Raw genomic sequence first — 15,455 nt, forward strand, 5'->3', positions numbered from 1 at the left:
AAACACTAGCACTCACTCCATTTTCATTTGAAGCTCCATCAAGACTTAGTGTTCCACTCGTAGTAGAGCTTACACTTGTGAGCTGATTGTTTTCACCTTGCAATGTGAGAGTTCCTACCCCTGCAAAATTTACATTTGTAGCTCCATTAGTTGTGCTGATTGCTCCTTGAATTACACCGCTTTTGTCTTCTGCAATCTTGATAGTGGTTGTGGCACTAGCCCCATTTGTACTAATCCCAGTTGCTAAGATTGCATCGGAGGAATTGAAGTTGATTGAGGTTTGAGATGTCCCACCTGTGGCGATATCATTACTGCTATTGCTAATATTTTGCCATTTTAGAGTAGAGCCATCTTGCTCAAAATTGATTTTGTTATTGCCACTAGAGAAGCTTAAGCCATTTTCTCCATATTTGAGTGTGGTTATGGCTGAATTGACATTGAAGACATTTTCTCCACTATTTGAGAGAGTTCCACTGATTGTGGTAGAGGTAGAAGTTACATTGCTAGAGCCAAGATTGAATGTCGTTGTTCCTGTCGCATTGGTGGTTAGCCCATCTGTGAAGCTTAGTATTGTTTCATCTGTCAAATCAAAAGCAATCCCTTGATTTGCTTCTACATTCATAGCATTGTTAATTTTAGTCGCTCCATTGTTGAGAATCAAAGTGTTGTTGGTAGAATTTGTTCCTAGTGAGAGAGTGCCAATCGTGTTGTTTGCTCCATTGAGAGTAAGAATGGCTGTGTTGTTTGTGTTTGCTCCTGCTAGAGTGATTTCTAGGTTGTCTCCACTTAGCGTATTTCTAATCATCATATTTACAGCATTATTTGTCCCATCAAGCTTGAGAGTATTGCTTGTGCCTTGGGCTGTGAGTGTGTCAATCATAGTGTTTGAATTTTGCAAGGTGAGGGCATTTGTAGCATTATTTAGTAATGTAAGAGTATTGGCATTTGCTACTCCACCTTTGAGAGTGGTTGCCCCTGTGGATTGGAGATTGGCGACACCATTGCCTTGAGTTTCAAAACCTACAATGCTTAGATCTGATCCATCTTGCAAATCAAGTGTTAATCCCTGATTGTCCCCTATCACAAAATCTGAAGTAATACTATTTCCTGATTTTGTGAAAGAAAGTGTATTGTTTGTTGATCCATTTTCATCAAACTCCACTCCTGAGAGGGTATTGTTTTGAGCTGAGAAGATGAACTTCTTTGCATTTCCTCCACTGCCAAACTTCAATCCCACAGCACTTGTATCAGTAACTTGTCCTTTAATCTCTGCACTCACACCACTCTCTGTCATTGCATCAAGAATAAGTTTGCTCCCTGTTACACTTGAGTTAAGAGTGTTGAGCGTGTTTGTAGTTCCTTGCAGAGTAAGAGTAGAGTTAGAAACATCACTAAAGCTTACATCTACACTAGTGGCATTGCCTGTGATTTTTGCTCCTAGATTTTTGACATTGATTGTGGCATTTCCTCCATTTTCAGCACCAAAACCACCTTGGAGAGTGGTATTGATACCATTGAAGTTGAGAATATTTGTGGCTGTGGTTTTGAGTTCTCCTGAACCTATCATACCACTAGAATTTGTGAGATTGAGTGTGGAGTAATTTTCAAGATTGATCGTATTATTGACTCCACCTACTCTGCTGACTGCCATTGTCCCTATAATGGTATTTTGGCTATTGTCTGAACCATAGACATTGATGATATTATTTCCTCTTGTGAGAGTGATGACATCACCCATTGTTGCTGTATCAATGAAGTTGATTGTATTTGTCCCACCTGTAAGCTCAATGTTTCCATTAAGTCTTGAGTTTCCTTCTCCACCACGCAAATTGATAATACTATTGCTTCCATTTCCGATATTGAAAGATTGATTTGAGCCTAGAGTGGCTGTGATGTTATCTCCTGCTTGTGTCCTTTGAAAATCCACGATAAGAGTTGATCCAGAATTAAAGGTGATACTTCCTGCAACGCTAAGAGTTCTAGTCCCGCTTCCACCAATAGAAATCCCCAATGCTTGTCCACTCTCCACACTAACAGAATTTGAGAGAGTTAGAGTGGAATTCCCTGTGCCTGTAAATCCAAGAAGCATAGAGCCATTATTTTGGAATGAAAGTGCAGAGATCGTGGTGTTTGCAGAATCAAGCGTGATTTTTGCATTTGTGGCACTTGTTGTTACATTGGCAAGTGCATTGCTTTCATTTCCACGCAAAAGGAGTTCGGAGAAATGGACTTGATCGGCAGGATTAACTCCACCACTGAAGCTTACATTTGCTCCACTGATTGTGCCATTGAGGGTTACAAGCGTATCACTTGGGCTAGAAGTATCAGAGCTTAGAGCAAGTGTAAGGTTTTTGCTCGAATCAATTGTGATTGCATCAGTGATTGTCGTGCTTCCATCGCTAGTTGTTAGAGTATTTGTCCCATTGGTAGTGAGGGTAGTGATCGTGGTGTTTGTGTTTTTGAGTGTCATTGCAGATGAGTTTTGCAGTGTCAATCCTGTGAGCTCTACTACTCCACCTTGTAGGCTTGAGTTTCCATTTACAATGATCGTGGAGTTTCCTGCATTGCTCCAGCCACTTGTAGTCAGAGCAGTATTGTTGAGCTTGAGGTTTAGTCCTTGATTTGCTCCTACATTAATCTTTTCAGAGATTGTAGTGTTTCTGAGGGCTGTGAGATCTAGGGTGTTGTTTGCAGCATTCTCTCCTAGAGTGATAGCCTTGAGGGTGTTTCCAGTGAGAGAAGAGATTGTTAGAGTAGCAGTTTTATTTCCTTCTGATCCAGTGAATTTGACAATGAGATTCCCACCATTAGTAAGTCTATCAATAGTAGTGTTGTTACTTTGAGTTGAGCTATCGATGACTAGAGTTGAAGCCGATGTGCTTCTAGTGCTAGGAGCATAGGCTGTGAGGGTGGAGATTTGGTTTGTTTCTCCTTGTAGAGTGAGAGTTCCATTGCCTATAAAAGTGAAATAGTTTGCTCCTCCATCTGATTTAGTAATATTGTCTGTAGTAGTAAGGTTATTGGCAAGAGAGATGTTATTGCTTCCACCACTTGCACTAATCTCTCCTTCAATAGAGTTTGCCCCACTTCCTGCAAAAGTAATGACATTTTTTGTATCTACACTTCCACCTGTGCTTACTGAAACTCCTCCTGAAATTGAGCTTGTGCCACTTCCATTGGTATAGATATAATTCTCCACAAAACGCTCATTACTTGTTAGCATATTTGTTGAGCTTGCTTTGACACCACCTGTGATAGTAAGATTTTCTACATTGATATAGTTTCCTCCCATTACGGTGTTTTCTATAGTAATTGAAGTGATGTTGTAAGTCCCTTTGGCTGTATGAGCATCAGACATAAAGGTGGAGGCAAAATTATTACTGCCTCTTTGGATAGCAGGAGTATTGGCATTGCCAAAAAGAGTGGTATTATAACCACTGCTATCCCCTTGAGTGATAAGATCTTTTCCGATGATATTGCTTCCATTGCCTGCACTTATTGTACCTAAAGTCTTGTCCCCATTATTTGTAGCATTATTGAAGCTTAGGGCATTAAAATTTGTTTTTGCATCAGAGTTATAAGTCCCATTCGCTGAAAGAGCTGAGAGATTGAGTGTATTGGAATCTGCTCCTAGCAAAAGAGTATTGTTGGAGCTTCTTTCATAGGCAGCTCCAATAGAGTTTTCTACCTTGATAGAAATTGCATTGCTGTCCTCTCCAAGTGTGGCTGAAGTTCCTGTAAGGACAATGAGATTGTTGTTTTCACCTGTTGAGCCTTGAGTGGAGGAGAGGATATTGCCCTTGATTGTGGTAGTTCCACTCACATTGATATAGTTTAATCCCCCTTGACTTGTGCTAATAGCATCAGTGATTGGGCTAGTGCTATTATCTCCAAAGGTAAAAGTCCCACTAGCTGAATGAGTGGATTTCACAAATTCAGCGATAAATCCACTTTGGATAACAGGAGTATCGGCATTGCTACCAAAAAGAGCAGTGTTGTAACCACTGCCATTGCCATCGCTATCTCCTTGAGTGATAAGATCTTTTCCAATGATATTAGTCCCAAATCCTGCACTGATTGAAGTGATTGTCGCTGTTGTTGTGCCACTATTGATACTTAGGGCATTGAAGTTTTGATTTGCATCAGAGTTATAAGTCCCACTTGCTGAAAGAGCTGAGAGAGTGAGTGTATTTGTGGTTGCTCCTAGCAAAAGAGTGTTGTTGGAGGTTTTGTCGTAGGGTTGTCCTTCGTTGTTGGCTACTTTGATAGAAATCGCCTTGCTGTCCTCTCCAAGTGTGGCTGAAGTTCCTGTGAGGACAATGAGGTTGTTGTGCCCACTAGTAGGACCGCTTGAAGAAGTGACAGAGGAGAGGATATTTCCTTTGATTGTTGTGTTTCCATTTGCGTTGATGTAGTTTTTACCTCCAAGATTTGCAACAATTGCATCAGTGATTGTACCAGCACTATTGTCTCCAAAGGTAAAAGTCCCACTAGCTGAATGAGTGGATTTCACAAATTCAGTGACAGAAGCATTGAAAATTTTCTGTTTGTATCCACCATTTCCAAAAAGAGCATCGCTATAAGTAACTGAAGAATTATAATTTACAATGTCTTTTCCGATAATGGTTCGCCCATAGTATGAATTGATGGCGTTAATAGTAACATTGGTATTGGAATTTGTGTCATCATTGAAGCTTAGAACATTGAAAGTGGCTCCAGAGGAGTCTCCTCCTCCCCAATCTCCTGATGTGGACATAGTGCCAATCTTGGCTGTGGTATTTGCTCCAAAGATTAAAACATTTTTTGAATAGTTTCCATATGCTCCCTCTGTTTGCTTTGCTGTTATATCGATTGCACTATTGTTATTGCCTTGAAGTGTGGCTGAAGTGGCTTGAGAAAATATAAGTTCAGTAATTGCTTCATCTTTTGTTTCAATATCTCCTTTCACACTTGCTTGATCGCTAAAAACAACTAGTAATTTTTTTGTGTGCGTCCACCGAGCTTCTCCTCTAGCACTGATATTGTTTACAGATTTAACACCAAAGATTGAAATATAGTGATTCCAATATGTAATCTTTTCTAAAGTAATATCTCCATTTACTACGGTATTGGAGAGAGTTAGTGTTGAATAGTTGTTGTAGCCCGGTCTAGCTGGAGCTGTGGCTTTGATATTACCATTTATTGTAGCTAGATTTGTCATAGTGGTTGTCCCACCATAGAAGTTGACATTTCCTGTGATAACTCCATTGTCAAGGAAATTTAAAACATTCGTTCCACTACCAATAGTAACAACATCATTGGCATTGGTGCCACTATTGTTATAAATATATGTAAGATTATTGATTGTGCTATTTCCATTGGTGGCAGTAAAGCTTCCAATGCTTCCACCACTTTCAAAAGAGATGATATTTGTGCTATTTTGAGTAATGCTTAGTGCCCCAGTAATTTTTCCTGCATTGCCTGTAAAATACATTTCTGTTGAAGCTGAACCATCAAGCGTTACACTTCCATTGATTCCATTTCCTCCAAAATTAGCAATATTGGTGTTTCCTGCTCCCCCTCCTGTTTTAAAATTTCCTATAAGAGCGTAGTTCTCTCCTGTAACTCCTGAGAGGTCAAGCGTGATAATCTTGTCATTTGCACCAGAGAGGTATTTACCTGCACGCATTTCAAGTGAGCCAGATTCGCCCATATTGATTGTCTTATCGCTTGTGAGTGTGAGATTTCTGATAGCACTGCTTGCCTTAATAGCATAGCCATTACTGCCCTCTGTTGTCCCCTCATTTGTATCTGCACTATTAAAGCTAAGGAATAGTTGGGTGATAGCACTGTTACCATCGCTGTTTTGTGGTGTATATGCATTGCCATTGCTATCTTGTTGCCAAGTGATACCAAGTGAATCGCTAATATCGGTAGTGCTATCTCCTGTAGTGATTGTAGGATTTGCTACTGCTACGCTTACTCCAAGAGCCAAAGCAAGGGAACTTGCGATAAGGGGTTTAAACACCTTTTGTGAAGTCAAAGATTGAAGAGGGGTGGCATCTAATCTGTGTTTATCCCCCCCCCCCTTAGATGTCAAAAAACCTTTCATTGTATCCTCCGAATTTACCTATAGAAGTAGGTGATGATATTTTTTCTTTTAATTCTACAAAAAATTCCATTCTTTTGATTCTGATTTACTATTGATTTATTGATTTTTTCATTTTATTGTCTTTTTGAGGTGTATCATCTTTGCTTTTGATTGAGGTTTTTATGTCTTTTGCTTTTTTGTCCCCAACTCCTTTGCAATCCTTTGACTTTGCTTCTTGCAAGGTTTATATCAAGCGTGATGATTTGCTTCACCCTCTCTTTAGTGGCAATAAGGCTAGAAAATTTGCTTCACTTCTCAAAGAGGATTTGAAAGACAAGACACTCATTAGCTATGGGGGTAATCAAAGTAATGCTCTTCAAAGCCTAAGTTCTCTAGCTTTGCTTAAAGGCTCAAGGCTTATTTACTTTACCACCCCCTTTTCAAAAGCTCTGCTAGAGCAGAGGGAAGGCAATTTTGCTTATGCTTTCTCTAGTGGAGTAGTGGAGTTTGTCCAAACTCCTTTTCCTCAGCAAGAGGCTCATAGCTTTGCTACCTCAAACCCTCAAATGCTTTTTATCCCTCAAGGAGGAAGTGTGGAGTTAGCAATGGAGGGAATGAGAGAGCTAGACAAAGAGCTAAGAGAGCAAACAGCACATTTGCACTCTCCAATCTTTTTCTACTCTAGTGGGATTGGCACTGCAAGTATTGCCCTAGCTCAATATGGGCTAGAGGTTTATACTGCTTTGGGTGCTGGGAAGATGGAAGATTTGCTAGAGAGGGTGAATGCCTATGAGAAGAAGCCCAAAATTCTCTCAAGTGAGTTTCATACCCCTTTTGGCAAACCTCACGCTAAAGTGTGGGAGGTTTATAAGGCTTGGAGAGAGAATGGAGTAGAGTTTGATTTGCTTTATGATTGTGTGCTTTGGGTGAAGATTTTGGAGAATCTAGAGAGGTTTAGTCAGAGGGAAATTGTCTTTATCCATTCAGGTGGATTGCTAGGCAATATTACGCAAGAAAAAAGATATCGATTGAAAAAACTTTGTTAGCATTTTGCTTTTAGGAGGTTTTTATGCTATCAAAAGATATTAGTAAGTATTCAAAGATTCGCTATGAGGTGCGTGCATATATGTGCTACCTCTTTTCACGCCATATCAAAAGCTCTGTGGTAACCCCAAGCTTGGAGCAAATCACAAAAGAGCTTGAAAAGATTGCTTTAGAGATACAAGTCTTTGATGCAATGTATGTGCTTGATAGTGAAGGTAATCAAGTGCGGAAGTTGCACCAAGAGAGTTGTTCTGTGGAAAAAACTCAGCCCAATTATGCTGATAGGGCGTATTTCTATGAGTGCAAAAAAGAGAGAAGATGCACACTCACTGATCCTTATCCAAGTATCAATGGGGGCAAACTTGTAGTAACTGCAAGTTATCCGATTTATGATGAGAGTGGGGAGCTTGTGTATATTGCTTGTATTGATCTCACACTTGAGGAAGCAATCAAAATCGGAGCACCCACCAAGCTCTATGATGCGTTTTCTAAGACTTCAAATTTGGCTTATTTTGCCCTCTCTTTGATGCTCTTTTGTGTGTCTGCACTGCTTTTCTTTAGGGGTGTTTATAGCTTTTGGAATGCCCTCATTCACTTCAACAAACTTGATATCAAAGAGGTATTTGAAGCAACCATTTTGCTCACACTCTCCCTAGCGATAGTGGATTTGGTCAAAGCCATATTTGAAGAAGAGGTTTTGGGAAGAAATACAGGAGAAAACCACTATGCCATTCACAAAACAATGATTCGCTTTCTTGGTTCTATCATCATCGCTTTGGCGATTGAGGCGTTAATGCTTGTGTTTAAGTTCAGCATTATTGAGCCTGAGAAAATCCAATACACCCTCTATCTTACAGGCGGAGTAGCCTTGCTACTTTTGGGGCTTAGTGTGTATGTCAAGTTTGCTTATAGTGCAGTCAAAGATGATCGCACTTCAGGCAATGGTTGAAACCCTTATAAAAAAAGACTTGAGAGTAGGGGAGAAAAAACTTTTTTGCCTCTAGGGGGGAGATGATTTTGTCTTCCCCTCCCAAAAACACATTGATTTTCACTCCATTTTTGACTAACTTTTCTAGCTCACTCTCGCTCCATTGAAAATACAGCAATTCCTCTAGCTCCTCTAATGTGCCATTTTTGAAAAACTTACCATTGGGATTGCCACACGCAGAGAGGAAGGTTTGGATATAGGATTGAGGATTTTTGCGAAATCCTAAGATTTGGGCTTTGAGAAAAGAGGGGCTTTGGGTTTGGAAAAACGCAGGAGAGAGGAGATTGAGACTCTGAATCCTCTTGCCCTCTTGGATAGATTGCAGGGCGTATTTATAGGCTTTGATTGCTCCATAGCTAAATCCTGTGAGAGTGAAAGCATTGTGGGTGAGGGGAATGTGGGAGAAAATCTCACTTTCTCCCTCAAAGCAAAATCCACTAAAGTAAGTCATTGAGAGTTTGGAAGCTTAGGCATTCTTTTTGCAAAAATGCCTCTTGGAGAGTTTGGATTGCTTGGGTGTGAGATTGGATAAATTCTTGACATTCTCTTTGGGCTTGGAGAAGTAGATTTGAATCTTCTACAAACAATCTCTCTCCCATTCCATAAAGTATTGAGATTTTTTCACTCCATTCTTTTGCCACTTTTAAATCATTTTCTACACAAGAGAAGCTTTGGTGATAGTGGAGTTTGAGGGCTGTGTAGCCTATAAGGTGGAGTTTGAGGGTGTTGAGGGCGTCTGTTTGGCTTAGCACTTCTTGACTCTCCCATACACTCTCTTCTTCTTGGAGTGAGATTTTTATAAACTTGATATGAGATTTGAGGGCAAAGAGGGCTTTTGAAGCTTGATAAAGTGCCAAAACTTTTCTTTGCTCTTGAGTGAGAGTGGGGGATTTTTTGAGTGAGAGTGTAAGCTTATTTTTGGCATTTTGTATATCTCTCTCTTCTATTACCTCTCTTTTATCCCTTAGCATTAGCAGTCCTGCTTCATTCACTAGGCTCTCAATCATCGCCCCACTAAAGCCCAAACATTCTTGAGAGATTTTGGGGATAGAGAAAGAGAAATTTTTGTCTTGCAAATAGAGGGAGAAAATCTCTTCTCTCTCTTTGGGAGAGGGGAGATCAATATAGATTTTTCTATCAAATCGCCCACTTCTAAGCAAAGCAGGATCTAGCACACTAGCGTGATTTGTCGCTCCAAAGATAATGAGATTGGAGCTATCCATAAACCCATCCATTTCTGTAAGAAGTTGATTGAGGGTGCTTTCTCTCTCATCATTTCTCCCCACCCCTCTCTCTTTGCCCACAGAATCAATCTCATCGATGAAAATGATTGCACTTTGAGCTTCTTTGGCTTGGGAGAATAGCTCTTGCACTCTCTTAGCCCCTGAGCCTACAAAGATTTGAGAAAAACTGCTTCCACTCTGATAAAAAAACGGCACTCCTGCCTCACTTGCTAGGGCTTTGGCAAGCATTGTTTTTCCCACCCCTGGAGGTCCTACTAGAAGCACACCTTTTGGCATTCTAAGCCCTAGTTTTCTATACTTGCTAGGGTTTTTGAGATAGTCAATGATTTCTCTTAAATCACTTTTTACCTCACTAATCCCTGCTAGAGAGTTTAGAGTGATTTTGGGGTTGGGCTGGATTGGGGTGATGACTTCTTCTTTGGACTTTGTGCTTTTTTGAGGAGTGCTAGAGGGAGCTAGAGGAGAGGGGGCAGGAGAGGGTTTAAATCTGCGATAAAGATATGCTCCACCTCCAAGTAAAAGTAAGATAGCTCCAAGAAGTGAATATAGCCAATAAGAGCGTCGATAGGTGATAGGAGAGGAGATACTTTGCAATACCTTATCATCTCTTAAGATTTTGTATTGCTCATTGTTGTGCCAAAAGTAGAGATATTGATCATCTAGCTCAAACTTACTTGCATTGTGTGCTAGAGAGGGGAATTCTTGTAAGCCAATGGTTTTGGTATGGTCTTTGAAGAGCAAGAAAGAAATCAAAACAAGAAACAAAGCAACCAAAGAGAGAGCAAGAGTAAGTTTCTTTTTGGGCGAGTTCATAGTCTATCCTTTGTGTAGATTTATCTCATTATACTCATTTTTGATTGTGTATTGTGTAATGCTTAGCCAATGATTTTTTGGAGCTTGAGGGGTGTGGATTTTGACTTTGTTATAGAATTGATCTAGCCCTAGTGCAACTCCATTTTGATAACTCTCTACTAAGACTTGCAAAGGAGTGGAAGCATTTTTTTGTCTGAAGGCTAGATTTTTCTCTTCAATTAGAGCTTTGAGCTGATGAAGTCTAGCTTTGGAAATTGCTCCATTGATACGAGGTTTCATATGGCTTGAGGGTGTGCCATCTCTTGGGCTATAAATAAAGGGGTGAATATGAGTAAGGGGTAAAAGCTTGAGGTTTTCATAGGCCTCACTCCATACCTCCTCACTCTCTTTAGGGTGTCCCACAATATAATCACTCCCAATCGCAAAGCCCTTAGAGGCAATTTTTTGCAAAAGCTCTAAATCACTCTCAAAGCGATTGATTCGATTCATTACTTCTAGCATTGTATTATGAGAGTGCTGAAGTGCGATGTGGAGGTGTTTTTCTAAAAACTCTTCCCCCAAAAGCTCCAAAAACTCTTCTCCAATCTGACTAGGCTCTAGTGAGCCAACTCTAATGCGTTTGATTCCTTCAATTTTGGCAATTTCTTTGATGAGCTTGGGGACTGAGGTTTGAGTGTCTTTGCCATAGCTCCCCATATTTGTGCCTGTTAGCACAACTTCTTGCACTCCACCTTCAGCTAGAATTTTGACTTGTTTGAGGATTGAATCTTGGGGCAAACTCCTAGCCTTGCCTCTTGTAAAAGGGATAATGCAATAGCTACAAGAAAAATCACAACCCTCTTGGATTTTGATAAATGCTCGGCTTTTGCCTACAAACTCACTCACTAAAGTTTTATCAATATGGCTATCTTCTTGAGGGGAGGTGTAGAAAAAGGGCTTGTTTTCTTTTAAAAGAGAATTGATATTTTCTTTGTGAGCGTGATCAAAGACACCACGCACAAGTGGGGAAATCTCTTTGCCCTTAGTCTTCACTCCACAGCCTGTGAAATAAAGCTTTTTGTCTGTTTTGCTAATTTTGTTGAGATAGTGCTTCACTCCACTATCAGCCCCATTGGTTACAGAGCAAGAGTTGATGATGATAATCTCAGCTTCACTCTCATCTTGAGTTACCTCAAAGTCTTTGAGGTTTTCTATCATCACTTGGGTATCAAAGAGGTTGGTGCGACACCCAAAGGTTTTAAAATACACTTTTGGTTTCATTTTTTCCCTCATCACACTCTTTGGGGTGAGGCTCGTGAGTGAATCTCTCCCAAACTCCATCGCTTCCTGTATTGACAATCTTGGTCGTAGGATAAGCTAGTTTGATATCAGGCTCTTTGCCAATTTGCTCAATAATCTCAAGAGAGATTGTGCTTCTAAGATTGAGGATTGTGAAAGCATTGCTTTGATACCACAAAGAGATTCTTACCCCATTTGGCTCAATCATATTAAACACTCTAGGCTCTAGGCTAATGCGTTTGATAGAGTAGCGTTCTTTGAGTTGCAAAAGGCGTTTTTTGCCACTCTCGATATGAGGCTTAGAGTGTTTTCTAGCCACTTCTTGCACGATTTCTGTGGCTCTTTTGTGATTGCTATCAAAGGTAATGGTAAAGTCTATCCCATCCCAAACCGTTGTCATTCCTCCGTGAGTGTAGTTGCTGATGATTGTAGTGAAAATGAGGTTATTGGGGATAAAGATGATTCTCCCTGCTCGGCGTGTTTCCATATAGGTATTGAGCGTTACATCTTCTAAGAGAGTAATGCGTGTCATTGAGATATCCAAAATATCTCCCACATAAGTGGTATTATCACGATGAACGCGAATCCTATCCCCCACGTGCAATCCTCCACCGATGATGATGACAAACCACCCCAAAAAACTCATAAAGAGATCTCTCATCGCAAATGCAAGACCTGCTGAGACAAATCCTAAGAATGTTACAAGATAGGTGATATTGTTGAGATAGCTTAGGAGCAAAACAATGGCGATAATGATGATATTTGCAAAATTGACAATCTTATTGGCAATATAAAGTCGCTCTTGATCAAGGTATTTTTTGAGGGCAAACTTGATAGCCAAAGCGATGAAAAAGATTGTGATACAGATGATAAGCACATAAATTGTCTTGATTGTCTGCTTTTGGATTTGCTCTTCAAGCTTGGAGATAATATCGTTTGATTTTCTTGAATATACCTCAATAGAAGTTTCTAGGATACTTTGAGCCCCTTCAAGCTCGATTTTGATATTTTGCAATCTTTGAATCTCCTCTAGGGTTTCAGAGTTTTGAGACTTATCTTCAAGATTGAGTAGGGCATCAAGAAGAGCTTTTTTCTCTTGCAATGCTCTAATTGTGTCTTTGAGGCTATCAAGATTGTTTTGAAGGGTTTTTTCTTGTGAGCGAATTTGCTTGATGAAATCCTTTGCTCCAATGATAGCAATAGGGTTTGTGATAGTGGGGATCTTCTCAATATCTTTGATTTCTGTTAGCTCTTTGTAGGGGTTTTTCTCATCAGTGAAAAAACTTTTTTGTCTTTGGAGAGTTTCAAGGCGATTGTTGAGGACTTGGAGTTGCTCGGTATTGCTAGAGGTAGGTTTGGTGCGTTTGATTTGCCATTCAAGTGATTTGATTTGATTGAGGATTGAGGCGTATTTGGCAGAATTGTTGTATTTGCGAATCCAAGGGTTTTGCTCACCATCAAGTTTTTTATCCAAAAGCGATATTTCATCTTGAATGGCTTTGATTCTATCTTGTGTCAAAGAATCCACTGCTACTGCATTGACTATCCCCAAAAATACCAAAATCCCAAAAAGCTTTCTCATACAAAATCCCTTAAAACTTCCATAATTTCCTCTTCTTGAGGATAAGCAAACTCATAACTCCCAATTGCTTTTGGAAGTATAAATTTAATTTTGCGATTTTGAGTCTTTTTATCTAAAAAAAGTGCATCAAAAAAGCTAGAAAGATGATTGATATGATAGTGAGTGGGGAGATGATAGGTTTGCAAAAGCTCTATGACTTCTTTATTTTGAGAAAATCCATTATAAGAAGTTGCCAAAGCATTTGCCATCACCATTCCCATACTTACAGCCTCGCCGTGCAAATACTTTTTGTAATCTCCCTCTTGCTCGATGATATGCCCAAAAGTATGTCCATAGTTTAGAGAAGCTCTAAGATTGCTCTCTCTCTCATCTTGCTCTACGATATGGGCTTTGAGAGAAATACTTTTGTAAATCACTTCCTCTATATTTTGCTTCACCCATTGAGGGGAGGAGAGAGAAGAGAAAAGTGAGCTATCAAAACAAATTGCCATTTTTATCACTTCTGCAAGTCCTGCATTGAACTCTCTTGGGGGGAGAGTGGAGAGAAAGAGGGGAGAGATAAAGACTTTGGAGGGTTGATGAAAGATGCCGATGAGATTTTTGCCTTGTGGGGAGTTAATCCCACATTTTCCCCCTACACTTGCATCAACTTGAGCTAGAAGTGTTGTGGGGATTGAGTAAAAGTCAATCCCTCTCATATACAACCCACTTGCAAGTCCCACAATATCACTCACCACTCCCCCTCCTAGTGCAATCATTAGACTTTTTCTATCAAGTTTGCAAGCTAGGGCGTATTCTAGGAGAGAGAAAAGCTCTTTGGGGTTTTTGCTCTCCTCCCCACTTGGCAAAATGTAGCTAAAGACTTGAGGGGCGTGGATTTGGGAGAGGAATTGCTTGAGATAGAGTGGAGCGACTTGGCTATCGCTCACCACTAGCACACTTCCCTCACTCTCTAGTCTATCAGGGAGAAAGAAGTGGATTTGAGAGTTATGAAGATTAAGCGTTTTCATAGGGCAGGGGGATAAGGATTTGGGGATAGAGATTCATATCTGCACTATATCTTGATAAATCTGTGGAAGCAAATTTACCCAAAGCGTATTTGACTATGCTTGGAGAGAATGGGATAAACTGAAGCAAAGCCCTTTTTTGCTCTTGGAGAAAGATGATAGGGTTTTTGGTGCTTGAGAGTGTGAGAGAGATAGGTTTGTTGAATACTTGAGAGAGGGTTTTATAACTCTCAAAACTCTCTGTATGGTAGTTCTCATCGACATCATAGTCATAAATCTCAAAGCCAAGATTGAGCTGAGAGGCGATATCTAGGGAGACTGAAGCGATATTCTCTATCTTCTCTTCTCCCAAAAGTGTGATTGCTTCTTTGCATTCACAAAGTGGGGTTTGAGAGGTTTTAAAAATAGGGATAAAAAGCTCAAATAGAGTTTTTTTGTTGAGAGCAAATAGCTTGGGGTTGAGGATTGCAAGTCCGATTTTTTTGGGTTTATCTAGGGTGATGATTTCCTCAAATGTGCGTTTTTGATAGTCAATGTAGAGATGAATATTTGGAGCTTGAATGCTTTTGAGATGAGAGAGAAGCTCAAAATTTGCAGGGTTGAGGAGTGTGATATAGAGTTGATTGCTATTGAGTTTTTGGTGCAAAAACAACGCATCATCTAAATCTCTCAAAATCTCATTTTCACTCAAAATTTCTTCATCAAGATAGAGGAACAAATCTTTCCCAAAAGGGATAGGGAATTGTCCTAGTGAGCTTGTGATTTGGCGATAGACATTGCCTAAGATTTTGGGATTGCCGATAGCTAGGAGTCTGTCATTGGGCTGGATTGTGAGAGAATAGGTGCTTAGAAGAAGCTGATTGTGGCGATAGATTCCTACAATCTTCCAATCTTTTTGAGCGATTGAGCCAAGTTGTCGATAGCAATACACGCTCCCACTTGGCACTAAAATCTCCATTACTTCCCCCTCGCCTAGTCCAAAATCATGAAGTGTTACAGGAGAATTGGGCAAATATCCTAGAAGTTTGTTGCTCATTACTAGAGGAATAGAGATTTCTTGGAGCAAATCATCATCTATCCCTAGACTTTCTTTCACACTTGCGACAATGAGGGTTTGGGGATAGAGGGCTCTAAGGAGTGAGTAGATAATCTTGCACTCCTCTATGTCTTGATGAATGAGAAAAAACTGATGATAATCCCCTGTGAGGGTGTTGCGAAGTTTTGAGTTTGAGGTAGGATCAAAACAAAAGAAGCTAAAGTTATTGGGGTGAGTGGAGGGGATAAGCTCACTTTCTTGGGTGATGATGGTGTAGTAGTGGGAGCTATGATACTGCTCTAGCAAATGGCTTAGAAAATACTCTGCTGTTTTCCCCTCTAAAATAAGTCCGATTTTTTTCATTTGTTTTGCTTAAAATCCTTTTTGCACTGA

9 protein-coding genes are annotated in these 15,455 nt (G+C 40.1%); 2 read left to right on the forward strand and 7 right to left on the reverse strand.

Translation table 11 applies throughout. From position 1 onward, the window contains the following. The coding region (locus tag CQA58_RS06460; RefSeq protein ID WP_147288617.1) for a beta strand repeat-containing protein at positions 1–6,091 on the reverse strand (6,091 nt) is incomplete at its 3' end. 161 nt (positions 6,092–6,252) lie between these two features. On the opposite strand from CQA58_RS06460, the gene CQA58_RS06465 reads away from it, so the two are divergent. Both CQA58_RS06465 and CQA58_RS06470 read left to right on the forward strand, forming a co-directional pair. After that, positions 6,253–7,116, forward strand: a complete 864-nt coding sequence (locus CQA58_RS06465; protein WP_147288618.1) for a 1-aminocyclopropane-1-carboxylate deaminase — start codon at positions 6,253–6,255, stop codon at positions 7,114–7,116. A 23-nt stretch (positions 7,117–7,139) separates the two neighbouring features. Continuing rightward, positions 7,140–8,063: a PDC sensor domain-containing protein gene (locus tag CQA58_RS06470; protein WP_115569909.1), complete on the forward strand. Its 924-nt coding sequence runs from the start codon at positions 7,140–7,142 to the stop codon at positions 8,061–8,063. On the opposite strand, the gene bioV is transcribed toward CQA58_RS06470, so the two are convergent. The 6 genes from bioV to CQA58_RS06500 are packed head-to-tail and all read right to left on the reverse strand — an operon-like array spanning position 8,032 to position 15,425. Further along, on the reverse strand, positions 8,032–8,553 hold the full coding sequence (gene bioV, locus CQA58_RS06475) for a pimelyl-ACP methyl ester esterase BioV (protein WP_115569910.1): 522 nt from the start codon (positions 8,551–8,553) through the stop codon (positions 8,032–8,034). The genes CQA58_RS06470 and bioV overlap by 32 nt on opposite strands. Next, the gene (locus CQA58_RS06480) at positions 8,540–10,159 is read right to left on the reverse strand and encodes an AAA family ATPase (protein WP_115569911.1); all 1,620 of its coding nucleotides are present in this window, start codon (positions 10,157–10,159) and stop codon (positions 8,540–8,542) included. The genes bioV and CQA58_RS06480 overlap by 14 nt, the downstream gene beginning before the upstream one ends. Positions 10,160–10,162: 3 nt before the next feature. Next, complete coding sequence (mtaB, locus tag CQA58_RS06485; RefSeq protein ID WP_115569942.1) at positions 10,163–11,419, reverse strand: tRNA (N(6)-L-threonylcarbamoyladenosine(37)-C(2))-methylthiotransferase MtaB; 1,257 nt, start codon at positions 11,417–11,419, stop codon at positions 10,163–10,165. Beyond that, positions 11,397–13,019 carry a mechanosensitive ion channel domain-containing protein gene (locus tag CQA58_RS06490; RefSeq protein ID WP_115569912.1) on the reverse strand — a complete coding sequence of 541 codons (1,623 nt, stop codon included), beginning with the start codon at positions 13,017–13,019 and terminating at the stop codon, positions 11,397–11,399. The genes mtaB and CQA58_RS06490 overlap by 23 nt, the downstream gene beginning before the upstream one ends. Further along, positions 13,016–14,029 (reverse strand): 3-dehydroquinate synthase, encoded by a 1,014-nt coding sequence (aroB, locus tag CQA58_RS06495; RefSeq protein ID WP_115569913.1) that lies wholly within the window; start codon positions 14,027–14,029, stop codon positions 13,016–13,018. Before aroB ends, CQA58_RS06490 begins: the two co-directional genes overlap by 4 nt. After that, positions 14,016–15,425 carry a TrkA C-terminal domain-containing protein gene (locus tag CQA58_RS06500; RefSeq protein ID WP_115569914.1) on the reverse strand — a complete coding sequence of 470 codons (1,410 nt, stop codon included), beginning with the start codon at positions 15,423–15,425 and terminating at the stop codon, positions 14,016–14,018. The genes aroB and CQA58_RS06500 overlap by 14 nt, the downstream gene beginning before the upstream one ends. Positions 15,426–15,455: the final 30 nt, after the last annotated feature.

The sequence above is a fragment of the Helicobacter brantae genome, assembly GCF_003364205.1.
Classification (GTDB): Bacteria; Campylobacterota; Campylobacteria; order Campylobacterales; family Helicobacteraceae; genus Helicobacter_G; species Helicobacter_G brantae.